This window comes from Methylobacterium sp. Leaf87 (assembly GCF_001422775.1).
Classification (GTDB): Bacteria; Pseudomonadota; Alphaproteobacteria; order Rhizobiales; family Beijerinckiaceae; genus Methylobacterium.
Map to the genome: position 1 here is coordinate 146620 of NZ_LMMI01000056.1, position 25274 is coordinate 171893.

Annotated in this window: 26 protein-coding genes; 7 read left to right on the plus strand and 19 right to left on the minus strand. The window is 69.1% G+C overall.

Translation table 11 applies throughout. The features are described from left to right. Positions 1–142: 142 nt before the first annotated feature. The 5 genes from ASF22_RS19615 to ASF22_RS19635 are packed head-to-tail and all read right to left on the minus strand — an operon-like array spanning position 143 to position 4763. Positions 143–1201, minus strand: a complete 1059-nt coding sequence (locus tag ASF22_RS19615) for an LLM class flavin-dependent oxidoreductase (RefSeq protein ID WP_056267404.1) — start codon at positions 1199–1201, stop codon at positions 143–145. A gap of 2 nt (positions 1202–1203) precedes the next feature. Next, positions 1204–2178, minus strand: a complete 975-nt coding sequence (locus ASF22_RS19620) for an aliphatic sulfonate ABC transporter substrate-binding protein (RefSeq protein ID WP_056267567.1) — start codon at positions 2176–2178, stop codon at positions 1204–1206. Between the two features lie 57 nt (positions 2179–2235). Continuing rightward, positions 2236–2433 (minus strand): hypothetical protein, encoded by a 198-nt coding sequence (locus tag ASF22_RS24670; protein WP_056267407.1) that lies wholly within the window; start codon positions 2431–2433, stop codon positions 2236–2238. Continuing rightward, complete coding sequence (locus ASF22_RS19630; RefSeq protein WP_056167219.1) at positions 2430–3440, minus strand: 2-oxoglutarate and iron-dependent oxygenase domain-containing protein; 1011 nt, start codon at positions 3438–3440, stop codon at positions 2430–2432. The genes ASF22_RS24670 and ASF22_RS19630 overlap by 4 nt, the downstream gene beginning before the upstream one ends. Positions 3441–3443: 3 nt before the next feature. Beyond that, positions 3444–4763 (minus strand): PLP-dependent transferase, encoded by a 1320-nt coding sequence (locus ASF22_RS19635; protein ID WP_156647877.1) that lies wholly within the window; start codon positions 4761–4763, stop codon positions 3444–3446. 461 nt (positions 4764–5224) lie between these two features. On the opposite strand from ASF22_RS19635, the gene ASF22_RS19640 reads away from it, so the two are divergent. Continuing rightward, entirely contained in the window at positions 5225–6331 is a 1107-nt protein-coding gene (locus ASF22_RS19640) for an HD domain-containing phosphohydrolase (RefSeq protein ID WP_056167215.1), read from the plus strand. A gap of 366 nt (positions 6332–6697) precedes the next feature. Here the strand turns inward: ASF22_RS19640 and ASF22_RS19645 are convergent, their stop codons facing one another. Next, the gene (locus ASF22_RS19645; RefSeq protein WP_056167212.1) at positions 6698–7276 is read right to left on the minus strand and encodes a fasciclin domain-containing protein; all 579 of its coding nucleotides are present in this window, start codon (positions 7274–7276) and stop codon (positions 6698–6700) included. A 232-nt stretch (positions 7277–7508) separates the two neighbouring features. Between ASF22_RS19645 and ASF22_RS19650 the strand changes: the two genes are divergently transcribed. The 4 genes from ASF22_RS19650 (at position 7509) to ASF22_RS19665 (ending at position 10781) form a co-directional block, all read left to right on the plus strand. Beyond that, on the plus strand, positions 7509–8060 hold the full coding sequence (locus ASF22_RS19650; RefSeq protein ID WP_056267413.1) for a sigma-70 family RNA polymerase sigma factor: 552 nt from the start codon (positions 7509–7511) through the stop codon (positions 8058–8060). Next, positions 8057–8788: an anti-sigma factor gene (locus ASF22_RS19655; RefSeq protein ID WP_056267415.1), complete on the plus strand. Its 732-nt coding sequence runs from the start codon at positions 8057–8059 to the stop codon at positions 8786–8788. The genes ASF22_RS19650 and ASF22_RS19655 overlap by 4 nt, the downstream gene beginning before the upstream one ends. A 294-nt stretch (positions 8789–9082) precedes the next feature. Further along, on the plus strand, positions 9083–10273 hold the full coding sequence (gene nhaA, locus ASF22_RS19660) for a Na+/H+ antiporter NhaA (protein ID WP_056267418.1): 1191 nt from the start codon (positions 9083–9085) through the stop codon (positions 10271–10273). A 16-nt stretch (positions 10274–10289) separates the two neighbouring features. Further along, positions 10290–10781 (plus strand): DUF2721 domain-containing protein, encoded by a 492-nt coding sequence (locus ASF22_RS19665; protein WP_056267421.1) that lies wholly within the window; start codon positions 10290–10292, stop codon positions 10779–10781. Between the two features lie 21 nt (positions 10782–10802). On the opposite strand, the gene ASF22_RS19670 is transcribed toward ASF22_RS19665, so the two are convergent. The 12 genes from ASF22_RS19670 to ASF22_RS19725 form a co-directional block, all read right to left on the minus strand. Further along, on the minus strand, positions 10803–11354 hold the full coding sequence (locus ASF22_RS19670) for a hypothetical protein (RefSeq protein WP_056267424.1): 552 nt from the start codon (positions 11352–11354) through the stop codon (positions 10803–10805). A gap of 77 nt (positions 11355–11431) precedes the next feature. Beyond that, positions 11432–11671: a hypothetical protein gene (locus ASF22_RS19675; RefSeq protein ID WP_056167198.1), complete on the minus strand. Its 240-nt coding sequence runs from the start codon at positions 11669–11671 to the stop codon at positions 11432–11434. Between the two features lie 22 nt (positions 11672–11693). Further along, positions 11694–12734: a formate dehydrogenase subunit gamma gene (locus ASF22_RS19680; RefSeq protein ID WP_056167194.1), complete on the minus strand. Its 1041-nt coding sequence runs from the start codon at positions 12732–12734 to the stop codon at positions 11694–11696. A gap of 64 nt (positions 12735–12798) precedes the next feature. After that, the gene (fdh3B, locus tag ASF22_RS19685) at positions 12799–13395 is read right to left on the minus strand and encodes a formate dehydrogenase FDH3 subunit beta (RefSeq protein WP_056167191.1); all 597 of its coding nucleotides are present in this window, start codon (positions 13393–13395) and stop codon (positions 12799–12801) included. Between the two features lie 16 nt (positions 13396–13411). After that, complete coding sequence (locus ASF22_RS19690) at positions 13412–16354, minus strand: formate dehydrogenase subunit alpha (protein WP_056167189.1); 2943 nt, start codon at positions 16352–16354, stop codon at positions 13412–13414. A 7-nt stretch (positions 16355–16361) separates the two neighbouring features. Beyond that, positions 16362–16616: a formate dehydrogenase gene (locus ASF22_RS19695; protein ID WP_056167341.1), complete on the minus strand. Its 255-nt coding sequence runs from the start codon at positions 16614–16616 to the stop codon at positions 16362–16364. A gap of 68 nt (positions 16617–16684) precedes the next feature. Continuing rightward, a complete protein-coding gene (locus tag ASF22_RS19700) occupies positions 16685–17269 on the minus strand; it encodes a molecular chaperone TorD family protein (RefSeq protein ID WP_056358464.1) in 585 nt (194 codons plus the stop codon). A 256-nt stretch (positions 17270–17525) separates the two neighbouring features. Then, positions 17526–18200, minus strand: a complete 675-nt coding sequence (locus tag ASF22_RS19705) for a DUF3306 domain-containing protein (protein ID WP_056267430.1) — start codon at positions 18198–18200, stop codon at positions 17526–17528. Beyond that, the gene (locus ASF22_RS19710; protein ID WP_056167181.1) at positions 18197–18730 is read right to left on the minus strand and encodes a DUF3305 domain-containing protein; all 534 of its coding nucleotides are present in this window, start codon (positions 18728–18730) and stop codon (positions 18197–18199) included. Before ASF22_RS19710 ends, ASF22_RS19705 begins: the two co-directional genes overlap by 4 nt. An 11-nt stretch (positions 18731–18741) precedes the next feature. Continuing rightward, positions 18742–19752: a DUF6352 family protein gene (locus ASF22_RS19715; RefSeq protein ID WP_056267433.1), complete on the minus strand. Its 1011-nt coding sequence runs from the start codon at positions 19750–19752 to the stop codon at positions 18742–18744. Between the two features lie 34 nt (positions 19753–19786). Next, positions 19787–20350 carry a DUF6505 family protein gene (locus ASF22_RS19720; protein WP_056267436.1) on the minus strand — a complete coding sequence of 188 codons (564 nt, stop codon included), beginning with the start codon at positions 20348–20350 and terminating at the stop codon, positions 19787–19789. After that, positions 20347–21096, minus strand: coding sequence for a biotin/lipoate--protein ligase family protein (locus tag ASF22_RS19725; protein ID WP_056267439.1), 750 nt, complete (start codon positions 21094–21096; stop codon positions 20347–20349). Before ASF22_RS19725 ends, ASF22_RS19720 begins: the two co-directional genes overlap by 4 nt. 214 nt (positions 21097–21310) lie before the next feature. On the opposite strand from ASF22_RS19725, the gene ASF22_RS19730 reads away from it, so the two are divergent. Both ASF22_RS19730 and ASF22_RS19735 read left to right on the plus strand, forming a co-directional pair. Further along, entirely contained in the window at positions 21311–23302 is a 1992-nt protein-coding gene (locus ASF22_RS19730) for a 4Fe-4S binding protein (protein WP_056267570.1), read from the plus strand. 9 nt (positions 23303–23311) lie between these two features. Further along, positions 23312–23800, plus strand: a complete 489-nt coding sequence (locus ASF22_RS19735) for a GNAT family N-acetyltransferase (protein WP_082483865.1) — start codon at positions 23312–23314, stop codon at positions 23798–23800. Positions 23801–23810: 10 nt separating this feature from the next. Here ASF22_RS19735 and ASF22_RS19740 read toward each other — a convergent pair whose 3' ends face one another. Next, positions 23811–25088, minus strand: a complete 1278-nt coding sequence (locus ASF22_RS19740; RefSeq protein ID WP_056267575.1) for a c-type cytochrome — start codon at positions 25086–25088, stop codon at positions 23811–23813. Between the last annotated feature and the right edge of the window lie 186 nt (positions 25089–25274).

The window sequence follows — 25274 nt, forward strand, 5'->3', positions numbered from 1 at the left end:
AAGTCTCAAATGGCAGGATCATCGTATTTGAAAGATGACTGTCAGTCTTGGTGTCTACAGAGACCAGCTGTTTCCAAGTGGGGTATCGCGTGAAAGATCATGCTCCGGCGTTCTGCGACGGCCGGGCGGATCCCCGGGCTGTTCAGCGCAGGCGCGGTAGGATCGTCTCGGCGAACCGGCGCATCTCCGCCTCGAACGGTTGGAACTGGAGCATGAACAGGTCGATGCCGGCTGCGTGAAAGGCGGACAGGCGTTCCGCGATCCGACCGTAGCTGCCCACCAGCCCCGCGGCGGTGCCACCGTTGGTGCCGACATGGCGGACGGGTCCGTCGGGCTGGGCGAGACCGGGCTTGGCGAACATCACGGCGGCCGGGTCCGTCCGCGCGCGGGTGTCGGCCCGGATGGCGGCGTCGCGTTCTGCGAGTGCGATGAGCCGCGCATGCTCGGCCTCGGCCTCGTCGTCCGTGTCGCGGGCGATGACGAAAGCCGAGAGGCCGTAGCGCAGGGGACCATTGGCGGCCGGGCGCCGGGCGACGTCAGCGATCAGCGCCGCGACCTCTTCCAGGGGCTGGCCGTTGATGAACCAGACATCGCCGTGATCGGCCACCAGGGCGCGGGCCGGTTCGGATTCCCCGCCGACATAGAGGGTCGGCCGGCGGCCGCCGGTGCCGGCGGGCCGCAACTGGTAATCCTCCACCCTGAAATGTTCGCCCGTGAACCGGACCCGTTCGCCCCGCATGAGCCGGTCGACGAGGCCGATCCATTCCCGGCCATAGGCGTAGCGTGCGTCGTGAGCCGGAAACGGCAGGCCGGCCCGCTCGAACTCGGCCTTGTTCCAAGCATTGACGAGGTTGAGCGCGAAGCGTCCCTCGCTGATCCGGTCGATGCCCAGCGCCGCCTTCGCGAGTACCACCGGATGGACGAGGCCCGGCTTGATCGCCGCGATGATCTCGATCCGGTGCGTCAGGGCGGCCAGCGCCGCCGATGCGCTCCAGGCATCGAGTTGGTCGCGCGCCTCGTCGTAGGGGTTCATGGTGTGCTGGGCGACGAGCACGGAATCGAATCCGAGGGTTTCGGCCTCCAGCACCAGGGCGCGGGTGCGTGCCCAGCTCGCGTCGTCGGGCTCGTCGGGATCGTGGTGGGCGGCGCGCGATCCGTGCACGGGCGCCCAGACGCCGAAGCGTGGGGAAGCGGCGGCCATGCTCAACCCCGGCTCGCGGCGGGTCGCCAGATCCGCACGGCGGTGGCGTCGATCTTCCGGGGGATCAGGCCGGCCTCTTGGAAGGTGTCGGCGATGGTCTGCTGCTCGGACAGGGCGGCCCTCACCACGGGCTGGATGGCGTAGCTGCGCCGTTCATTGACCGTGGCGACGATGTCGGGCGGCAGGTCGCCCCAGACTGGGCCGAGAAGCGCGACGGCGTCCTTCGGGTTGGCCTTGACCCATCGCCCGGCCTCCACGAGGGCATCGAACACGATTCCCACCACCTCCGGGTGCGCGGCGGCGAAGCTGTCGTTGACGAGAAAGTAGCGGTTGTAGCTCGACAGGCCGGTCGCGTCGGCAAGCACCCGTACGGGTCGTTTGGCCTGGGCGATGGCGAGGAACGGGTCCCAGATCGCCCAGGCGTCGAGGCTGCCCCGGGCGAACGCGGCGGCCCCGTCGGGCGCTTCGAGATAGGCCGGCGTGATGTCGGAGAACCGCAGGCCTTCGCGCTTGAGGGCGGCGGCGAGGATGAAGTGGCAGCCCGAGCCGCGCGAGACGCCCACCGTCTTGCCCTTGAGGTCCGCCACCGAGCGGATCGGGGATTCATCGGGCACGATGATCGCCTCGGCGCGGGGCGAGCCCGCCTCCATGGCGTAGAAGGTCAGGGGCGCGCCAGCCGATTGCGTGAAAACCGGAATCGCGTCGGCGACATCGGCGTGGAGGTCGACGGCGCCGCTGTTCATGGGCTCGATCACGCCGGTGAACTGGTGCCAACTCGGCGCAAAACCCTTCGCGGCCAGGCGCTCGACCAGGGTGCCCTTGAGCTTGAGCACGGTCAGCAGGGTCGACGAGCGCTGGAAGCTGAGGCGGACCGGCTTGTCTGCGCCGAGCGCCGGGCGTCCACCCGTGGCACCGAGGGCCAGGGCGGCTCCGGCGCCGCCGAGGAGGCCGCGCCGCGTCCAGGGGGCGGAAGTCATCATGGATCGTATCCTTGGGCTCGTTCCCGGAGCGTTTGCCCGGAAGACGGAGGTTGGCTATCGGACGGGACGGAATCGTTGCGGCCGCGGCGCGGGGCCCTTGGGAAGCGGGCCCGCGGCGATCGAACGCCCGAAGGTGTGGTGGCCGAGGAGGGCCGCGGCGCCGGCCAGCAGGGCCGGGTCCGGAGGTGCCTCAGCAGAACCGGACGGATCCGGCAGCATCGCGTGCAGGATGCGGATGAGGCGTCCGGTCATGCCGCCCCCGTCGGCAGCAGGTCGCCGTAATGGCGCGCGGCCACATCCGGGTGCGAGCGCAGACGGCCCTTGAGGGTGTTGCGGCCGACCTCGTGGAAGAGCGGGTTGTCGGGATCGCCCACTGGGCCCCGTGCCTTGTCCGCGAGGGAAGGCGGAAGAGTCAGGAGCGGCACGACGGCGTCGTGACGTGCGCCGAGGAAGAACGCCACGGAGAGCCGGTCGCGCCCGGCCGGTGGCGTCACCACCCGGTGTACCGTGGCGCGCAGGTAACCGTCGGAGGCGAGCTCCAGCAGCTCGCCGACATTGACGACGAACCGGCCCTCCCGCGGCTCCACGGAAATCCAGCCCTCCGGCCCTTCGACCTCGAGCCCGCTCTGCCCGTCCTGAACCAGGAGGGTGAGGAGCCCGCTGTCCTTGTGGGCGCCCACGCCCTGGTCGCCCTCGGTGCCGTCGCGGCCGGGGTAGCGGATGATCTTGATGTGCTGGTTCGGGGCGCCGGCGTAGATCGGCTCGAACGCGTCCTCGGGTTGGCCCAGCGCCTCGGCGAAGGCGCGCAGAACCCGGATGCCGACCCGCGTCACCGCCTCCTGCCAGCGCAGCAGGCCGACCCGCAGCTCCGGCAGACCGGCGGGCCAGAGGTTGGGGCCCTGAAGCCGCGTCCAGGCCGGATCGCCCGCACGCCGCGGCAGGGCGGGACGCTCGGCGCCGATGTCGAACTGCTCGCGCCAGTCCGGGGTGCCGCGGGTGATCTCGCGCCCGGCTTCCGTGTAGCCGCGAAAGTGCGGCGAGCGGATCATGGCCACCGCTCGCTTCTCGGAAAGCGACAGGGCGAAGAAGCGTCGCGCCAGGGCCTGGGTCTCGGCAATCTGCGCCGGGGAAATGCCATGCCCGGACAGGGTGAAGAAGCCGACGTCCCGGGCCGCCTGCCGCAGGGCGGCGAGGAAGGCCGCCCGTTCGGACGGTCCTTCGTCGAGGCGGCGCAGGTCGAAGTCTGGAACTCCGGCCACGGGTCAGGCCGCCTTGGCGTAGGTGCCGACCGCCGCCAGCGCCTGGTCGAGGTCGGCCAGGATATCGTCGATATGCTCGAGGCCGATGGAGAGGCGCACGTAGCCGTCGGACACGCCCGAGGCGCGTTGGTGCTCGGGCGAGAGCTGGGCGTGCGTGGTGGTCGCCGGGTGGATGGCGAGGCTGCGGGCGTCGCCGATGTTGGCGACGTGGTAGAACAGCTTCAAGCCCTCGATGAAGCTGCGCCCGGCCTCGCGCCCTGCGGCGAGTTCGAAGCCGACGAGGCCGCCGTGCCCGCCCCGGAGGTATTTGGCGACCCGCTCGCGCGCCTTGCCGGTGTGGTGCGAGGGATGGATCACCCGCTCGATCTCGGGCCGGCCGGAGAGATAGTCTGCCACCGCCTGCGCATTGTGACTGTGGCGCTCGATGCGCAGGGCCACGGTCTCGATGCCCTGAAGGGTGAGGAAGGCGTTGAGCGGCGAGACCGCCGGGCCGAGGTCGCGCAGGAGACGGACACGGGCGCGCAGCACGTAGGCGATGGGTCCCAGCGGCTTGGCCGCCTCCGTCCAGACGGCCCCGTGATAGCTCGGGTCGGGGGTGGTCAGGGCGGGTTGTCGCTCCGGATGGGCCGACCAGTCGAACGTGCCGCCGTCGATGATCGCCCCGCCGATGGCGATGCCGTGACCGCCGAGATACTTCGTCGTCGAATAGACGACCACGGCGGCACCGTGGTCGAAGGGGCGCGCCAGGAGCGGCGTCGCGGTGTTGTCGATGATGAGGGGGATGCCGAGCGGCCGGCCGATGGCCGCGACCTCTGCGATGGGAAACACCGCGAGTTTCGGATTGGCTAGGGTCTCGCCGTAATAGGCCCGGGTGCGCGCGTCGGTGGCGCGGGCGAAGTTCTCGGGATCGGCGGGGTCGACGAAACGAACCTCGATGCCCTGCTCGGCCAGGGTGTTGGCGAACAGGTTCCAGGTGCCGCCGTAGAGATCGGTGGAGGAGACGATGTTGTCGCCGGCCCGCGCGAGGTTCTGAACCGACAGCGCCGAGGCCGCCTGCCCCGAAGCGACGGCCAGTGCCGCGGCACCGCCTTCCAGGGCCGCGAGGCGCTTTTCGAGCACATCGACGGTCGGGTTGTTGACCCGGGTGTAGATGTTTCCGAGCTCTTTGAGAGCGAACAGGCTCTCGGCGTGGCCGGTGTCGCGGAACTGGTAGGACGTGGTCTGGTGGATCGGCACCGCGACGGAGCCCGTCGTGGGATCGGCACGCCATCCGGCATGGAGCGCGAGGGTCTCGGGATGCGAGGAAGCGTGTGGGCTCGGCATGATGGGATTCCTGCAGGGCATTCGACGAATGCGTCGCCTTCCCACGGAACGAACGAATTTCGATCCAGTAAGGCCAGAGCATTTCGTTCGGTCGGATGATTATCCCAGCGCCTGTCGTCACGATCATTTGCTGAGTTGCCTGATGATGAAGCAACGCAGCCCGTAGTCAATGAAACGGTCTTTTGAAGAATCCTATTCTGCGACGAAAATATTCGCGATCATGCGCCGCACGGGGGACGGAACGTTTGTCGCGTCCCGGGGAACCCATCCAAAAAGGAGCACGCAGGTATTTCCATACGTCGGAAAGGCGCCGATAGTCCGTGCCTTGACGTGGGCGCCGTTGGCGTGGCGCCATCGATTTTTCGCTGATTCCCGTCGCTTCGCGCCACGCGTTCGGCCCGGTTCCGGACGCATGGCAACGAAGGAGCGTGGCGAAGGCATAGGGTATCGGACGCACGGGCATGAACGACGGCGCGATTCTTCTCCTGACCGATCGGCCCGATCGTAGTGCGGCCCTGGAGACGATTCTCAATACAGTGGGGCGTTGCGAAGTCGTGGCCGGAGACGGGAAGCTTTCGCTCGGCACCCGGCCCATCGCCATCGTGGCCGACCTCACCCTGACCCGCCGTGAATCCGTCGGACGTCTGCGTGCGGTGCTGCCGGTGGGCCAGGCCACGCCGCAGATCGTGAGCCAGGTTGCAAATCCGGTCGCCGGCCGCGTCGTTCGCATCCCGGTGATCTGCCTGATGCGCTCGACGTCCGATCAGGACTTGCGGCAGGCCCGCGACCTCGGCGCCACGGTCTGCCTGCCGGCCTATACGGCGCCGCACCTCGTCGCCCAGGTGATCCGGGATCAGGTCTCCGCGCGCGGCGAGACCGCGAGCGGCGTGTCGGGCCAGGGAATCGTGCGCGCCACCGAGGCGCTCACCGGCCTGTTCGCAGCGGCCCGCGAGGGCGGCGACATGGCGCTCGGCGTCGTCGAGGCGGGTCTGACGCCGATCCTGGCAGCGGTGCGCGAAGGCGGGCTGACCCAGTGGCTCGACACCGTCTGGACCCACGACGACGCCACCTACCAGCACTGCCTGCTGGTTGCCGGCGTCTCGGCCCAGTTCGTCAATTTTCTGCAGTTCCGCGAGCAGGACCGGCAGCACTTCGTCCGGGCAGCCCTGCTGCACGATCTCGGCAAGGCCCGGATCCCGCAGGCGATCCTCAACAAGCCGGGCCGCCTCGACGCCGACGAGATGGCGATCATGCGCACCCACCCGGTGATCGGCTACGAGATTCTGCGCGACAGCGGCTGCGACGCCGCGACTCTGAGCGCCGTACGCCATCACCACGAGATGCTGGACGGATCCGGCTATCCCGACGGCCTCGCCGGATCGGCGATCGGCGACACCGTGCGGCTCCTCACCATCTGCGACATCTACGCGGCCCTGACCGAGCGGCGCTCCTACAAGCCGCCGATGCCCATGCGCGACGCCCTCGCGGTCCTCGAGAGCATGGATACCAAGCTCGAAGCCGGCCTCGTGCGGTGCTTCGGTGATGCCATGTCGGCCACGACAGCATGACGGCGACGATGGATGACGGCTGTGCAGCGATCGCGCACGGGACAGGCCCTCGGGCCGCGCGGTTGTCGTGGGACGCGATGGCGATGATCCGCCTGCCGCTGTCGAAGTCGGCCATCGCGGAGGCCGCCCCCCGGCATCGGCTCGATCGCCGTGGCTGCACGGACGCCGTCGGAGAATCCGGCGCACTGGCGACCCGTCGGGACCGTGGCGCTGGCGGCGGCTCGTCCGATGCGGGCGCTGGCCGGCTACGCGATCCGGCCCTTCCGGTGGGTCGGAACGCCGACGGCCCGATACGGCAGGCCCCGGGCCGAAATCGCCCGGAGCCTGCCGTCACACGTCACGGGGGTGGGGCGAACCCCATGAGCCTCAGGGCTGGAGGACGCCGTTGATCACGTGGATCACGCCGTTCGACTGCATCACGTTGGCGACGGTGACCGTGGCGGTGCTGCCCTTGGCATCGGTCACGTAGACCTTCTTGCCCTTGGATTGGACGACCAGGGGCTCACCCTGGACGGTCTTGAGCTGGGCTTCGCCACCGCCATCCTTCGCGAGCTTCATCAGGTCCTTGGCGGTGTAGGTGCCGGGGACCACGTGGTAGGTGAGGATCTTGGTGAGGGTGGCCTTGTTCTCGGGCTTCACCAGGGTCTCGACGGTGCCGGCGGGCAGCTTGGCGAACGCGGCGTTGGTGGGGGCGAACACCGTGAACGGGCCGGGACCCGACAGGGTCTCGACGAGGCCGGCGGCCTTCACGGCGGCGACCAGGGTGGTGTGGTCCTTCGAGTTGACGGCGTTCTCGACGATGGTCTTCGAGGCGTACATCGGCGCGCCGCCGACCATCGGGTTCTTGGCGAGGGCGGCGGCCGGGAGGGCGGCGCCGATGGCGAGGCTGAGGCCGAGGGCGGCGAGCTTGGAGGCCAGCGGGCGGCGGGCGGTGAGGTTATGCATCGGATTCTTGTCTCCTCTGATGTCCCGAGCGGGGCAATCGAGGTGACTTACGGCGCGTTTGGAGAGAAAGTTTCAGGAATGATCTGTTAGACGATCCGCTCGCCCGGTCGGTCCTCCCGTGGGGATCGCCAAGACTTGCGAGAAGGACTTGCGAGAAAGCCAGCGCCTCGGGCGCCAAGGCTTCGAGACCGAGCAGGGAGAAGAGCGATGGGACGTTCGGTGGCGGTGCCGTGTGACTGACGATGTTCTGCTTCAGACGCGACTGACAGCCATCGCGGCCGGTGACGAGACGGCGCTGAAGGCGCTCTATGACGAGACGGGAGCGAAACTCTTCGGCCTCGTCCTGCGTATCGTCCGTAGTCGTGAAGCGGCCGAGGACGTGCTTCAGGATGTCTATCTCCGGATCTGGCAGAAGGCCGAGACCTACGCGCCCGCAGCCGGCCGGCCGATCACTTGGATGTGTGCCATCGCCCGCAACAGGGCCATCGATGTGGTGCGCGCCCGCAAGGAGACTCCTCTGGCGGATCTCGTCGACGGCGAGGATTGGATGAATCAGGTGCCCGACCCGCACGACGGCGAGAGCGATGTTCTGGATCGCGGTGCCCTGGCCCTGTGCCTCGGCCGCTTCGACGCCGTGCACCGGCAATGCCTCGTGTTGGCCTATTGCGAAGGGTTCTCCCGCGAGGAACTGGCGGCGCGGTTCGATCGACCGGTGAACACCATCAAGACGTGGCTCCACCGCGGACTGGCGAGCCTGCGCTCGTGCCTGGACGCCAACGCATGACCGGCGATCCCTTCGATACCGAGGATTCCTTCGGCGCCGGCTCGCCCGACCGCGACATACAGGCCGCAGAGTATGTGCTCGGCACCCTGCCGCAGGCCGAACGCACGGCCTTCGCCCGTGCCCTGGCGACGGATGCGAACCTGCAGGCCGCCGTCGCCAACTGGCAGACGCGCCTGGCGCCCCTCGCGGAGACCGTACCCGAGGTCGCGCCGCCGGCGGGAACCTGGCTGCGGATCCGGGCGGCGCTGAGGCCAACCGGGGACGATCCCCGCGTCGAGAGCCTGACCCGTGGTCTGCGGCGATGGCGCCTGGGAGCGCTCGGCGCGTCGGCCCTGGCCGCCGGTCTCGCCCTGGCGCTGGGCCTCGGCCGCTTCCTGCCGCCCGACCCGGATACGGGCCAGTACGTCGCCGTGGTCAATCGGGGCGGCGAATTGCCGGCCCTGGTGGTGCGGGTCGACACGCGACGCGGCGTCGCGCAGGTCCGCTCCGTTGCAGCCGACACGCCCCGCGAGAAGAGCCTGGAGCTTTGGTACATCGCTGGCGGTGGCGCACCACGCTCCCTCGGCCTTGTCGAGGTAGGGCGTGCGAGCATGGCCATGCCGGAAATCGCGCGTGGCGCCAGCCTCGAGACCGCCGTGCTGGCCGTGAGCGTCGAACCGCCCGGTGGCTCACCAAGCGGGGCACCGACGGGACCGGTGGTCTATTCGGGCAAGCTTCTGCGGGACTGAATCGCCCGACGGCAGGCCGGATCCCTCGCCCCTCGGCGACCGCCCGGTGCGGCCGTCCAGTTGTCCACGTTCCACAAGGGTTCCTGGCGGTCGACGGTCGCGAGGAGCTCTTCGATGGGCTTCGACAGCATGGCCTTCGAGACGAGGGCGGCATCGAGGTTCTATTCGCGGTCGAACGACAGGTCGCCGGGGCTGCAATGCTCGAGATCCCCTCGCCGGGCGAACCGAATGTTTCCGCAGCCATATCGCCGGGGCGGGTTGCCCATGTGCCCGATCGCTGGCAGGCCTCGCCACATGAAGGTCTCCTCCGTTCCACGGCCCGTATCCGCCCTTCGTGCCGCCCTGCGGAGCGATGCCGGCGGTGGCCTCGTCCTCATGGCGAGCGCGGCCTTGGCGCTCCTCATCGCCAACTCGCCCCTGGCGTCAGCCTACTTCGGACTGCTGGCAGCCCATCTCGGGCCCTTGAGCGTGCTGCATTGGGTCAATGACGGCCTCATGGCGGTGTTCTTCCTGCTGGTCGGCCTCGAGATCAAACGTGAAGTCCTCGACGGCCGCCTGCGTACGTGGCCCGACCGGATCCTACCGGGTGTGGCGGCCCTCGGCGGCATGCTCGCACCGGCGTTGATCTACGTGTTCGTGAATCGCGCCTCACCGGAGACCCTGCGCGGCTGGGCGATCCCGACGGCGACCGATATCGCGTTCGCCCTGGGAGTCCTGGCGCTCCTCGGGCCGCGCGTGCCGGTCTCCCTGAAAGTGTTCCTCACGGCGCTCGCCATTCTGGACGACCTCGGGGCGGTTCTCATCATCGCCGCGTTCTATACCGCCAGCCTGTCGCTGCCGATGCTGGTCGGGGCCGTGATCACCGTCGCGGTCCTGGTCGCCCTGAACCGAGCCGGGGTGAGCCGGCTCACCCCGTACCTGCTCCTCGGCGCGGTCCTGTGGGTTCTCGTTCTCGGGTCAGGCATTCACGCCACCATCGCGGGCGTGGTGCTGGCCCTGACGATCCCCTTGCGCACCAGCCCGGCCAAGCCCGACGACCCGGCATCCCCGCTGCACAAGCTGGAGCACGCCCTCCAACCCTGGTCGTCCTTCGTGGTGCTGCCGATCTTCGGCTTTGCCAATGCGGGCGTGGCGCTGGGGGGCATGTCCGCCGCGATGCTGTTGGAACCGGTGACGCTCGGCGTGGGCCTCGGGCTGTTCCTCGGCAAGCAGATCGGGGTGTTCGGCATGATCGCCGTCGCCGTCAAACTCGGCCTCGCCCCGCGTCCGGCCCATGCAGGGTGGTGGCAGCTCTACGGCTTGTCACTCCTGTGCGGCGTCGGCTTCACCATGAGCCTCTTCATCGGTCTCCTCGCCTTCGCGGACACACCCGCCCTGGAGACCGAAACCAAGATCGGCGTTCTCCTCGGCTCCGTCAGCTGCATGGTCGCCGGGGCCCTCGTTCTCCTCTTCGCACCACGGCCCGGATCGACGGCCCGAAGCTGACGCTCGACGGAAACCCATGCTCGCCCAGACGTCTCCCACGGCCCCCGACGACATCGCCCACGTCATTCAGATCGCCCTCGCGCCGGCCTTTCTGCTGACGGCGCTGGCGACCCTGCTGAACGTGTTCTCGACGCGCCTCGGGCGCGTGGCCGACAAGGTCGACGCCGCGTCGTCCCACCTGCGCGGGGCCGGCCCAAACGAAGCAGGGCGGCTCGCGCGGCAATTGTCCTACCTGCGCCGACGCTCGTTCGTGCTCGATGTCGCGGTGGTGCTCGCCTCGATCGGCGGCATCATGACCGGCCTCGCCGTTCTGACCCTGTATGTCGGAGCGTTGCGCGATGCGGCCACCGCCTCGATCCTGTTCGGATGCTTCGGCGTGGCGCTGATCTCCACTGTCGCCGCCATTGCGGCCTTCCTGTCGGAAATCCTCATGGCGGGCCGTGGTGTCCGGGACGAGGTCGATCGGCAGACCCGCCACGCGACGGATCTCGAAGGGTCCGATCCATGAGAACCGGCGTCGGCGCAAAGCCTACCGGCCGGTCTGGAACTTGAGATCGAGGGCTGCGAGCGCCAGGAGCGGCGGCGGCATCGGAACGCCGGCCTTGCGCATGGTGCGGGCCGCCGCGCGGCAGCCGGCCTGGTCGTTGCTGGCGGCTGCGGTCTCGATACCCGCCACGGTGGCGGCGTCGGGTTTCGGCGGCGGGGGCGAGGCCGCCGGTGCAGCCGCCGCCTTTGCCGATGCGTTCGCCTGGGCGAGGGCACCCTTGCGATCGCCGAGCGCCACCGTGTCGCTGGATCCCGTGGCGCCGCTCAAGCCGGATTTCTGTTGAGGCTCACCGCCACCGCCGGAGGGCTTGCCCTCGCTCTTGCCGGACGGGTTCGACACCGCCGTCGTCTGGCTCGGTGGCGTGGCGCCCTCCTGCTTCTTGGCTTCCGGCGCCGTCACGAACGCCAGCAACTCCTTGCAGAGATCGGCCGGTCCGCCTGACGCCGCCGGAGGGGCAGCGTCCTGCGCCGAGGCCGGTAACGCGAGCAGGGTCGCCGTCGTGAGGAGTGCGATGCGCGACAGGGATTTCAGCATGCTCGTTTCCTCAAACTCCTGGGACCGCGCGGGTGTCTGTCCGATGCGACTGGTCCGCCGATCCGATGGCGCGCGCGTCAGGACCGCTTCGGGTGGGAGGCTTCGCCTTCGGCCTTGCCGTGAGCGGCGTCGTTGGCCTCGCCCACCACCGGCATGCCGTTCCATTTCGGTCCGACGAGATTGATACCCGGCTCCGACACGCGCGCACCCGAGGTCGCGAAGGCCTGATAGGCGAAAGTCTGGTTGCTGGTGAGCGCGTACATGGCCAGCACGCCGAGGGCGATGGCGGCGATGACGGCGGCGGCGAAGGCTTTCATGACGTGTTCTTCCTCGTCCGTATCATTCGGCCGGCGCGGGGTGGCGTCCCGTGAGCTGCGGGCCGCTGGCCGTCTTGGCCTGTTCCTTCTCCACCCAGAGGTCATGGTGCGCGCGGGCCCAGGCGAGATCGACCTTGCCGCTGCCCATGGCGTCGTAGGCGCCCTTCATGCCGAGCGTACCGATGTAGATGTGCGCGAGGATGCCGACGATGAAGGCGACACCGATGAGGGCGTGGATCACCTGCATGACCTGCATGCCGTTGATGTCGAGGAGCGCGAACGGGAACAGCATCATCAGGCCGGTGACACCCATGGCCGCACCGAATCCCGCGACCATCCAGAACACACCCTTCTGGCCGGCGTTGAAGCGCTCGGCATGGGGGTGGGTTTTTCCGATGAAGCCGCCGCCGGCCTTGATCCAGGCCCAATCGATCCGATTCGGGATGTTGTCCTTCACCCAGACGGCGATCATGATCACCACGCCGAGCATGAACGGCCACGCGAGGTAGACGTGGCTGTACTTCGCCCATTGCGCCAGGGTGCCGAAGGCCTCCGGGCCGATGACCGGCATGAGCAGGCGCTTGCCGAAGATGTAGTTCAGGCCGGACAACGACAGGATGATGAAGCACGTGGCCGTCATCCAGTGGGCGAACCGTTCGAACGCGTTGAACCGCAGGATCTTCTTACCTGATTCCTGGGTGTCGTCGGTGAGGATGCGTCCGCGCCACAGGAAGAACCCACCGAGCGCCGCGATCATGCCGAGGATGCCGAGCGCGCCGATCCAGGGTAGCCAGGATTCGCGAAAGGCCCGGTACTCGCGACCCTGCGGCTGAATCAGGTTCGCGGATTTCCTGTCGGGGATGCTGACGCGGCCGGTGATCTTGTCGGCCTGCTTGAACAGGAATTCCTCGTTGACCGAATCCGCCGTGGGCTTGGCGCCCATGGGGTTCTGCCCGTCCTGGGTGATCGGGTTCTGCGCCCGTGCGGCGTCGAAGGCGCCCGGGGCGGCCAGGAGCGTCGTCGCGAGGACAAGGGTGCTGAAGAGCGTGACTGCCCGCCGCATCGGCGTTCCTTTCGAATGCTTCTCGTCGTTGAGGCCGCCGCGGGCGGCGGCCCCGGAGGGGCGATCAGATCGCCACGGTCTCGCGGTAGGCGGTCTTCCAGCCCCAGGCGCCGGAGCCGTAGCCGCGCTTGACCACGCGCTGCTTGTAGATCTCGGCGATCATCTCGCCGTCGCCGGCGAGCAACGCTTTCGTCGAGCACATTTCGGCGCACAGCGGAAGCTTGCCCTCGGCGAGGCGGTTCGAGCCGTACTTCTCGTACTCGGCCACCGAGAAATCGGCTTCTGGACCGCCCGAGCAGTAGGTGCACTTGTCCATCTTGCCGCGCGAGCCGAAGTTGCCGACGCGCGGATACTGGGGTGCGCCGAACGGGCAGGCGTAGAAGCAGTAGCCGCAGCCGATGCAGATGTCCTTGGAGTGCAGCACCACGGCGTCGGCCGTGGTGTAGAAGCAGTTCACCGGGCACACGGCGGCGCAGGGCGCGTCGGTGCAGTGCATGCACGCCATGGAGACCGAGCGCTCGCCCGGCTTGCCGTCGTTGAGGGTGACGACGCGGCGGCGGTTGATGCCCCAGGGCACCTCGTGCTCGTTCTTGCACGCGGTGACGCAGGCGTTGCACTCGATGCAACGGTCGGCGTCACAGAGGAACTTCATACGGGCCATAATGGATGCGCTCCTCTCACGCGGCCTTGATCTGGCACAGGGTACACTTCGTCTCCTGCATGCCCGTCACAGGGTCGAAGCCGTAGGTGGTGACTGAGTTCGAACTCTCGCCCAGCACCACCGGGTCGGTCCCCTTCGGGTAGTAGTCGCGCATGTCCTTGCCCTCGTACCAACCCGAGAAGTGGAAGGGCATGAAGGCGACGCCCTTTCCGACGCGGTCGGTGACGAGCGCCTTCATCTTGGCCTTCGCGCTGTTCTCGGCGCCCGTCACCCAAACGAACTGACCGTCCTTGATGCCGCGCTCGGACGCATCACCGGTGTTGATCTCGACGAACATGTCCTGCTGGAGTTCGGCGAGCCACGGGTTCGAGCGGGTCTCCTCGCCGCCGCCCTCGTACTCGACGAGGCGGCCGGAGGTGAGGATGATCGGGAAGTCGCGCGCGACGTTGCGCTCCACCGCCGATTTCTGCACGGAGAAGCCGATGTTCGGCATGCGGAACTGACGCTCGTCCGGCCGGGTCGGATACTTCGCCACGAGGTCGGGGCGCGGCGTGTAGATCGGCTCGCGGTGCACCGGCACGGGGTCCGGCAGGTTCCAGGCGTTGGCGCGAGCCTTGCCGTTGCCGAACGGGATCACGCCGTGGTCGAGGCAGACGCGCTGGATGCCGCCCGACAGGTCGGTGGCCCAACTCACGGTGTCGGGCTTCTCGCCGCCGATCTTCAGGATGGTGGCGCGCTCCTCATCCGTGAGGTCCTTGTCCCATCCGAGCTTCTTGAACACCCCGAAGGTGAACTCGGGATAGCCGTCCGTGAGGTCGGAGCCCTTGGTGAAGGAATCTTCCGCCAGCAGGGTCTCGCCGTTGCGCTCGGTGCCGAAGCGCGCCCGGAAGGTGCTGCCGCCATCCTTCACGTGAAGCGACGTGTTGTAGAGGATCGCCGAACCCGGATGCCGGAGTTCCGGCTTGCCCCAGCACGGCCAGGGCAGGCCGTAATAGTCGCCGCCGACCTCCGGATCGTCCTTCGGCGCGCGCAGGGTGATGAGGTCGAACTTCGCCTGGTTGCGCATATGCGCCTTCAGGCGCTCGGGGCTCTGGCCGCAATAGCCCGTGGACCAGCCGCCGCGGTTGATCTCGCGCAGGAGATCCTCCGCCGAGGGAATGTTGTTCTCGACCTTGATGTTCTTGAACAGGGTTTCGGCGAAGCCGAGCTTGGTCGCAAGCCGGTACAGCACCTCGTAGTCGTTCTTCGACTCGAAGGCCGGTTCGACGATCTGCTCACCCCACTGGATCGAGCGGTTCGAGGCCGTGCGCGAACCCTCCATCTCGAGGGAGGTGCAGATCGGTAGCAGGTAGGTGTTGTCCTGGCGGGCATCGAGGGCTGCGAAAGTCGTGGGGTGCGGATCGGCCACCACGAGCAACTCGAGCTTGTTCATGCCCTCCACCGCCTCGGGAAGGCGGGTGACGGTGTTGCCGCCGTGGCCGAACACCATGAAGGCCTTCAGCGGGCTGCGCTGGTCGATCTGCTCCGGCGGCAGGTTCACCGCATCGAACCACCGGGTCGAGGTGATGCCCGGCGCTTCCATGTTCTCCTTGCGCGTGCGGGCCTTCCGACCCGCCGTGGCCGGCACCTCGTCGAAGCGCGACTGCAGCCACTCGTAGGGTACGTCCCAGACGCGGGCCCAATGGCGCCATCCGCCCTCGACGAGGCCGTAATAGAGCGGCAGCGACGTGACATCGAGGCCCAGATCGGTGGCGCCCTGCACGTTCGTGTGACCGCGGAAGATGTTGGCGCCGGTGCCCGGCTTGCCGACGTTGCCGGTGGCGAGACACAGGATGCAGAGCGCACGCACGTTGGCGGTGCCCACCGTGTGCTGGGTCGCGCCCATGCACCAGATCAGGGTGGCGGGCTTCTCCTTGGCGAACTTCTCCGCCACCCGGCGCAACTGCTCGCCGGGCACGCCGGAGACGCGCTCGACCTCCTCGGGCGTCCATTTGGCGACTTCCTTACGGACGTCGTCCATGGCGTAGACGCGCTGGGCGATGAACTCCTTGTCCTCCCAGCCATTCTGGAAGACGTGCCAGAGGATGCCCCAGACGACCGGGATGTCCGTGCCGGAACGGATGCGGACGTACTCGGTGGCGTGGGCGGCCGTGCGGGTGAAGCGCGGATCGATGACGATCATGTTCGCGCGGTTGATCTCCTTGCCGGACAGCACGTGCTGCATGGAGACCGGGTGCGCCTCGGCCGGATTGCCGCCGAGGATGATCATCGTCTTGGCGTTGCGGATGTCGTTGTACGAGTTGGTCTGGGCGCCGTAGCCCCAGGTGTTGGCCACCCCCGCCACCGTGGTCGAGTGGCAGATGCGCGCCTGGTGGTCGACGGAGTTGGTCCCCCAGAATGCGCCGAACTTGCGCATAAGGTAGGCGGCCTCGTTGGTGAACTTGGCCGAGCCGAGCCAGTAGACCGAGTCGGCGCCGTTCTTTTCACGGATCGCCGCGAGCTTGTCGCCGATCTCGTCGATGGCCTGGTCCCACGAGATGCGCTGCCACTGGCCGGCAACGAGCTTCATGGGGTATTTCAGGCGGCGATCGGAGGAGACGAGTTCGCGAATGGCCGCGCCCTTGGCGCAGTGCGTGCCGCGGTTGATCGGGCTCGCGTAGGACGGCTCCTGACCGACCCAGACGCCGTTGACCACTTCGGCCGTCACCGTGCAGCCCACCGAACAGTGGGTGCAGACGTTCTTCTTGATGACGGTCTCGGGGCCGACCGCCGAGGAGCCGGCGGCGCGGGCCTGCCGCACGGAGCCGAGCTGGAGCGAGCCTGCCGCCGCGAGCGCGCCAGCGGCGAGACCGGATTTCTGCAGGAACCCGCGGCGGTCGAGCATGCCGGAGGCGAGGCCGGCGGCCACGGCCTGATGCTTGGTGCGGCTCGCCGCGCCGCTCTTACGCTTCGTCAGCATGGCTGCCTCACTTCTTGCCGGCGTCGTTGGTGCTGTTCTTCAGCGTCTCGTACCCGTTGGTCCGGTAGAACGCCTTCACGTGGTCGGTGAGCCGGTAGCGCCCCTTGGTCTCGTCCTGGCCGGGGTCGTAGGCCTGGGCGTCCGTCGCCGTCATGGGCGTCGCCGAGACACCGACGGCGGCCGCGACCGTTCCGCCGCCGAGCGCGCGGAAGAACTGGCGACGACCGAGCCGGTCCTTCTGGTCTTTCGGATCCTGTCGCATGGTCGACACTCCTCAAACGGCGGGGGATGCGCCGTCGGCGCGATCCGTTGAATTCGGATGGCGGGGGGTCATGCGTCCATCGCGAAGGCCTGCGCCTCCACCTCGATGAAGGCACGACCCAATCCACCGACGGTCCGATAGAAGCGCGCGGCCTTCGCCCGCTCCAGATCGGCGAAGAAACGCCCGGCCCACGGCTCCAGATGCCTCGTGAAAAAGTCTCGCGCGGCGTCGGGTGCCGCGTCGAACCGACCGGCCACGAGCCCGGCCATGCAATCGAGGAGGATCGCGAGGTGATCCTCGGGCTCGGTCATCGCCGTATCCCGCTCGATCCCGAGACTCCGCAGATCCTCACGCACCCGAGCGAGGGGCCGTTCGTTGAGGAAGCCGGTGAGGTAGTAGGACGCGTAGGGCAGGAGCTCGCCGCGACCGACCCCGACGAAAAGGTCGTGATATTCGCGTGCCACCGTTTCCGGGACCACCTCGCGGCTGGCGCGCGCCAGAACCTCGACGGGCTGGCCGAGCAGACTGTCCCCGCCCCGAAGTCGCCCGAGGGTTTCGAGCACGGCCCGGTCCGGCGCATGCCCGAGGAGAACGGCGAGAAGATCGTAGTGCTGGGCGCGCCCATGATCGACGTCGTCAACGGTCGCGCTCATCGGAGCGTGACCGTTCTGATGTCCTTCGTCCGCGTGCTCGTTGGCCCCTGCGACGGAACGCATCCCACTCTCGAACCTGAACCTTGCGACCTTGAACCCGGGACGATCCCGATCTGCGTGACCTTCACGGAACGTCCGCTGCGCCATGGCGCGAGCCGACGGTATCCGGGTGTTTCGCTCAGCACTGTAAGCCGGGAACGTACTTTGGAGCTACGATAAAAAGCGTTCGAGACTGGCGCAATCCCGATTCCACAGCTCAGCTTGGCCTAGCACCGCCATGGCGTCGCAGGCGTGATACTGAAACTGTATTGATCGATGTTGCGCGTGCTGGTTCCGGGGAATTCGCAGGAGCGGTACTGTCCATCGGTTTTGCCAGGAGCTTCGACGCGTCCGACGCCTCGGCGACCGGCTGCCCTTCGGAAGCAGCGCTCTCGAAAGTCTCGCTTTCGGCATCGGCCTGCGGTGCCGGTTCCACCCGGCTCGTGTCGGCGGCGAGCGGTTCGGATGGATCGCGGTTGAACAGCCGGCCGAGCATGGCCTTCACGTCGTCGACGGGCAGGAGCGGGCCGAGGCCCGGCACGCCGCCGGGCGTATTCCAATCGTAGGCATATTCCCGCGCTTCGCTGACGAAGTCGCGGATGGCGGGATCGACGGACCACATCTTTCGAAGCGCGGCGTTGCGCATGGCCGAGGGCACGCCGGCACGCAGGAACGGCGTCAGGTCCGTCTCCGCCGTGAGGTCCGCGAGGGAGGGCAAATCGGCTAGGAGGTCGCGTTCCGCCTCGGCGGCCGCATCCGACGCGACGGTCTCGTCCGCCGGGGTGGGGGGATGGTCGACGAAGTCCTCCGCAACCGGCGGGATCTCCGCCCGCTCGCTGAGGCGAACGTCGCGCTTGCGCCGGGCCCAGCGCGACAGGAAGCCGTCGCTCATGACCGTCTCCCCTTGCGGCCGGCTCCGGTGCCGGAACCGCCGGCCTGCCGGGCCAGGGCCTCGGGGTCGGCCCGGTCTCGTTTGCGCTTCTCGAACACGCGCTCGATGTGGTGCGCTTCGAAGAAGGCGAGGAGCTTGGCTTGCAGATCGGGCGGCATCGGCACCGCCTCGACCACCTCGCCGATGCCCTCGGCCATGGATTCGCCCTCGTAGGGGTCGGCCGTGACGGTGGCGACCTCGTAATCCCCCTCGCCGAGCTTGCGCAGGGCGACCCAGAGGGAGGGGCGTCCGGACACGAGATTGTCGCGGTAATGCGCGGTCTCGGCCGGGTGCAGATGAACGTCGTAGGCACCCGCATAATAGGTGCCCTCGTCCTCGGTGCCCGAGAGGCGCGTCCCCGGCGGCGCGGCGGGGGCCGCCGGCAGGATCGCGACGGGGAGCCAGGCGTGGGTCGCCCACGGCCCTTTCAGGCGACGCTTCTCCACGACGACACCGACTTCGAAGTGATTGTCGGGGGGGGAGTCGGACATGGGGAGGTTCCTCAAGCCGCCGGGGAGGCGGCACGCAGGGGCAGGCCGGCGACGATGTTCTGCGGCTTCATCTGGACCTGGTTCGTCGTTGTGCCCGCGAGGATCAGGTAGACCGGTCTGTCGCCGACCTTCGGGTCGACCTGGCCCGTGTCGGCGAAAACGAGCCGGAAGAGTGCGATCACCCGCTCCTGCGTCGTGGAATCGACGGTCTCGCCCCGCCAGAGCGCGTTGCCGATGCGCGTGCCCTCCGCGTCGAGGCCGACGAACCAGCGCCAGTCCGTGTCCTCGAGCCGGTCGAGGGGGGTCACCGTGACCTCGGTGTTGAGGAGGTGACGCACGAACACCTCGATGACGCGGGCCAGACCCTCCCGGCTCCGGGGGCTCGATCCGAGATTGAGCGCCATGGAGAATGCGTCCGAGCGGCTCCAGTAGGTCCAGGCATTCTCGTCGTTCAGCACATCGAGCTCGTTGGCGGCTTCCTTGCCGAGCATCGCCACGAGGGGGGAGAGCGGGGCGGAGCCCTCGCGCGCCTCGATCACCTCGGCATCGGCGAGGAGCACGGCGCCCTCGTGCCGGCTCACCCGCTGGGTGCGGAAGAACAGTTCGGCCGCCCGCAGGACGTAGGGATCGTCGCACGAATCCAGCGCATTGCGCAGGATGAGGTGCACGAGTTGGTTGAGGAACAGGGACGGCGTGCCCTGCAGGCCCTCGCGCACGAGACTCAAGTAAGCCGCCTCGATGGAGCGCGCAGCGAGAAGCCGGTCGCGGAACGCCAGGAGCACCGCCCAGTTCTCCCGTGCGTCGGCATCCACGATGGCCGCCAAGGCCTCCGTGGTTACGGTGCGTCGGGGCTCGGCCAGGAGATCGGCGTGGAGCCTCCGCTCGGCGGCGCACGCTTCTTCCGGCGGGATCAATTCCGGCCGCGCCAGATAGGCGAGGATCAACTCGTCGGTGGCCCCGAGGCCGCCGCCTTCCGTGCGGCGGGTGAGATGGTGGCCGCTCGATACCCAGAACTCGGTCATTCCTGGCAACGGCCCCTGTTGGCTGCGTGCGGCATCATGGCTCCGTCCGGTCGCGTCGCGCGAGACCGACGAGGTCGGCGCGCTCCTCCAACTCGTCCTCGCCGGTCTCGACGAAACGGAAGGCGCGGGCGCCGGCATGGAGGCGGTCCTCGCCGCCGGGCTTCTGGTGCAACGTGCGAAACGCTTCCGCGATCGCGCCGTCCGTCTCCGTGCGATGCATCGCCACGACGGTGCCGACGGGAAGGTCGCAGAGGGAGGCGGCGAAATCGATCTCTTCCCGCGCCGCCGCGAGGGCTGCCGCTTGGTCCGGTGCGCCGAGGCGTTCCCGCAGATGGTGCGCCAGGTCCGCGACGGCCTCGTCCCGCTCGGCCTCGCTCGCCTCGCTCACCACCACCAGGGTCGAGAACCCGAACGAGCGCACCCCGAGGAACCCCGAGCGAAAGGCGACCCGGTCCTTGCCCGTCAGGTTCGACAGATCCCGGTCCCAGAACAGGAACGAGCCGGTCACGGCCCATTCGCCGGGCTCGGCGGCATCCGCGAACACGAAGCTGTCGGACGGGTCGAGACGCAGCGTTCGGGGCAGCTTGAGGGGGCTCACAGCCGTACCGCCCGGGTGGCGGGATCGCGCCAGACCGGCGTCGTCAGGCAGGGGGCGAGCGGCAGGCGCTCGACCGCGCCGTCATGCTCGAGGACGGCATCGCCGTTGCGGTCGATCTCCGCCCGCGCCCCGACGGCCGCCGGCATATGGGCGAGGTAGCGCGCCGCGATGCCGTCGAACCCGTCTTCCGCCCAGGTGGCGAACGCCTTCATGAGGTTTCGCGCGAAACTCTCCACCAGGGCGAGGCGGATGCCGGGCCCGAAGCCTTCCTCGTCCAGAGCCGTGGAGTCCGGAGTCAGACCAGGATCGTCGCCGTGAGGCTTCGAGACGAGCAGCATGGCGGAAAAGACCAGCCAGTCCGGAACCGCATCCTCGGCGCAGTCCCGTGGCCAGCCGAGGCGTCCGCCGCCGAGACGCGCCCCGTCGAACCTCAGTTCGTCCGGCCAGAGCAGGGTGATGGGCATCTCCGGCGGCCCGTGAGTCCCCACGGCATCGACGAGAGCCACCATGCCGAGAAGGAGGGCACGGCGGGCCGACGCGAGCGGCTCCCCGGGGGCGAGGACGACCGCGAGATCGAGGACATCCTCCCGCTCGACCAGAACCAGGGTCCCGGCCGCATCGCCGCCTTCGTCCGCGGCGAGCGCACAGGCGCGCGCGAAGGCATCGTCCGTCGCCGGTGCGCGCAGGCCGGTGAAGGCCGGCGGCAGCACGAGGCGCGCCGGATCGGTCGCGGACGGGACTGTCATGGGCGCGCGTTCAATCCGGGTACTTTCGCGGGTGGGACTTCACGGGCCGGACGGGGGCTCCGCCCGGTGCGATCAATTGGTGCGTTCGTAGTTTCGAACCATTCGATTATATAACGGATGCGCGAGGCCCCGCGAAGGGGCCGCGCCGGTCCCCAACGCCTCAGGTTGCCCCGTGTCCGATCGTCTCGTGTTCGCCTGTTCCTGCGAGGGCACCATGCTCCTCGACGCTACCGCCATCGCGCGCGGCTGCGGCGGGACGCTGAAGACCGCCGACCAGCTCTGTGGCCGGGAACTCGACCGCTTCCGCGAAGCCCTCGGCACGGGCGTCCCCGTCACCGTGTCCTGCACCCTTCAGTCGCCCCTGTTCGACGAGGTCGCCGAGGAACTGGGTGCCGAGGACCGCGTCACCTACGCCAAGATCCGCGAGACCGCCGGCTGGTCCACCGAGGCCGGTCGGGCCGGTCCCAAGATGGCGGCTCTTCTGGCCGCCGCGGCCGAGCCCGTCCCCGACGCCAGCACCGTCTCCATCGAGAGCCAGGGCGTGGCGCTCATCTACGGCCGCGACGCCGTCGCCATCGAGGCGGGATGGCGGCTTGCAGGGGATCTCGACGTCACCGTCCTGCTGACCCGGCCGGACGCCATCGAGCCGCCGCAGCGCAACGACTTCCCGGTTCTCCAGGGCACCATCGCGGGCGCCACCGGCCGCCTCGGGGCCTTCGAACTCCGGATCGACGATTACGCCCTCCCCGCCCCGTCCTCGCGGACGCACCTCGTCTTCGGCCTGCCGCGCAACGGTGCCACCTCGACCTGCGACGTGGTCCTCGACTTGAGCGGCGGCACGCCGCTGTTTCCGGCTCACGACCTCCGCATCGGGTATCTGCGCGCCGACCCGCGCGACCCGGCGGCGGTGGAACGCGCCATCACGGCGGCGGCCGATCTCGTCGGCACCTTCGACAAGACCCGGTTCGTGGATTTCCGGGCCGATCTCTGCGCGCATTCGCGCTCGCGCATCACCGGCTGCACGCGCTGCCTCGAAGTCTGCCCCACGGGCGCCATCGCGTCGGCGGGCGACACCGTGGCCATCGATCCCGCCGTCTGCGCCGGCTGCGGCAACTGCGCGGCCGTCTGCCCGACGGGGGCGGCCGCCTACGCCGTGCCGCCCGCGGATGCCCTGATGCGACGCCTGCGCGGCCTGATGCTGGCCTACTCCGAGGCCGGCGGCCAGGACGCGACGATCCTGTTCCACGACGGCGATCACGGCGAGCCGCTCATCGATGCCCTGGCCCGCCACGGTGACGGCCTGCCCGCCCGCGTCCTGCCCGTGCGCCTCAACGAAATCACCCAACTCGGCCCCGAGGCGATGGCGGCGCTGTTCGCCTATGGGGCCACGGGCGTGCATGTCCTCGCCCGTGCCCGGCCCCACCACGACCTCGACAGCCTCCACCGCACGGTGGCGCTCGCCGACACCCTGGCGCAGGCCCTCGGATATGGCGGGGCGGGACCGGCCATCTCGGTGATCGAGACCGACGATCCGGACGCCCTCGGGGCGGCTCTGTCGGAAGCCCACATCGGCGCCGCGTCGTCCCGTCCGAGCCGGTTCATGCCCGTCGGCGGCAAGCGCGAGGTGCTGCGCTTCGCCTTCCGCGAGATGTACGAGGCGGCGCCTCGCCCGACGGCCTATGTGCCCCTGGCGGCCGGTGCCCCCTTCGGCGGACTCGACTTCCGCACGAAAGATTGCACCCTCTGCCTCGCCTGTGTCGGCGCCTGCCCGACGCATGCCCTTTCGGACAGCGCCGAACGGCCGTTGCTGGCCTTCGAGGAGAGCCTGTGCGTCCAGTGCGGCCTGTGCGCGGCGACCTGCCCGGAATCGGTGATCGATCTCCGGCCCGGCCTCGACTTCGAGGCCTGGACCGCGCCGCGCCGCGTGGTGAAGGAAGAGGAGCCGTTCTGCTGCATCAGTTGCGCCAAGCCGTTCGGCACCCGCAGCACCATCGAGCGGGTCGTCGAGAAGCTGCGCGAGCGTCACTGGATGTTCTCGGGCTCCGGCGGCGCAGAGCGGATCAATGCCCTGATGATGTGCGAGGATTGCCGCGTCGAAGCGGCCCTCAACCAGGGCTTCGATCCCCATGCCGGGCCGGAGCGGACGCGCACCCGTACGACCGAGGATTACTTCCGTGAGCGGACGGAGCGGGGCGAGGCCGTCTGAGCGGGTCCGATGGACGGCTTGTCCTGGCGGCCCATGGTGCCGCACGATCTCGGCGCGGTCGTCGCCCTCGCTGAGGCCCTGTTTCCGGACCATTACGAGGCACCCGAGCGCTTCGCGGAGCGCCTCCGGGCAAGCCCGACCTTTTGCCGGGTGCTGGCGCCGGAGGCCGGTGCGATCCGCGGCTATCTCATCGCCTATCCCTGGCCGCTTGGCCGCATCCCGCCCCTGAATCAAGCCTTGGAAAGCATCGCGGGCCACGATGCGATCCACGTTCATGATCTTGGGCTGCACCCGCGGGCGGCGGGCCAGGGCCATGCCCGCGCGGCCGTGGCCGATCTCGTGGCGCGCTCCGACGGTGCGGCCATCGCCCTGGTGGCGGTGAACAGGTCCGTCCCCTTCTGGCGGGCTCAAGGATTCCGTGAGGCGCCCTGCCCCCCTTCGGCGGAGAAGCTCGCGAGCTACGGGGCCGACGCCCGCTACATGGTCCGGCGGCCCTGACCGGCCCGTGTCACGGCAGGGCGGTCGCCTTTTCGAGGAACCGCACCAGGGCCGCGCGGTCGTCCGCGTCGGTGATGGTCTGCTCGGGCATGCGGGTGCCCGGCGTGTAGCGGGCCGGCCCGACCTCGAACAGGCGGGCGATGGTGGTGGTGTCCCAGACGAGGTCCATGGATTTCAGGGCATCGGAATAGCGATACCCGGGCTCGCTCGCGATGCGGCGACCGATGATGCCGGCGAGATTCGGGCCGGCCCGCGGGCCGGCCTCCGGCGTCAGGGCGTGGCAGGCGACGCAGGCGCGGAAGACTTCTGCGCCGCGATCGCCGTGAAAAGCCGCCAGAGTGTCGGCCGGGCGCGGCAAACTCAGGGCGCCGATGGGCTCGCCCGTGGTGGCGTTCCAGCGTCGGACCAGCCGGTCGCTGCCGCCCGTGACGAGTTCGTCGCCCCGCCACGCCACGGACCACACCGGCAGGCCCGGACCGACGAGACGGCGCAGGATGCGGCCGCTGGCGCGATCGATGAGAGCGACGGTGCCGCCCGCCGTGGCTGCGGCCAAGCGGGTCTCGTCCGGCGAGAAAGCCAGGGCTATCACCGGGTTCGGTCCGACATCGACGGCCGCCCGCTCACCGCCGTCGGGGCGCAGCAAGCGCACGATGGCATCCCCGCCCGCCACGGCGATTTCGCCGTCACGGGTCACCGCGAGGGCGTTCAGGGGCGTCGGAAGGGGGGTGACGCGCGGCGGCCCGTCCGCACTCGGCCAGATCCGCAAGGTGGCATCGTAGCCGGCGGTGGCGATCCGTCCGTCGGACAGAAAGGCGACGGCGTTGATGGGGCCCGTGTGCCCTTCGAGCACCCGCCCGGGGCCGCCGGCCAGGGGTCGGACCCGCGCCGTCCCGTCCCAGGACGCGGAGGCGATCTGGAGCCCGTCCGGCGATACCGCCAGCCCGGCCACCGGTCCGGTGTGCTCGGAGAGGACGCGCTCGGGCTCCGACCGCCCAATGCGCCACAGGGCGATGCGGCCGTCCTCCGAGGCCGTGGCGAAGCCGCCGTCCGGTAGAGTTGCGACCGCGTTCACCGCCCCTTCGTGGAAGCGCAGGACACTCAGCGCGGTGCCGGTCGCGATTCCCCACACGATCACCGCCTGGTCGAAACCGCCCGAAATCGCGATGTCTCCACCCGGGACCACCGCCAGCGCCCGCACCGGACCACCATGGCCGCGCATCTGCGCCAGGGCCGGAAGAGTCGCGAGCGACACGGCCAACAGGCCGAACATTCCAAGGACGGATCGCATGACGCGCAGGGGCCGCATGGCTCTCGGTTCCAACGGGCCGGCTCCCCGCCGGTTCGGCCGGACCATAGCCGAGGCGCGACGGCCCTGTCCCCGGACGCACCCTGGGGCCCTGTGCCGCGCAGACCTGCACCGCACACGCTTGATCAACGCAGGCCGATGCCGCATGCGGAGTCGTATGGATGGCCC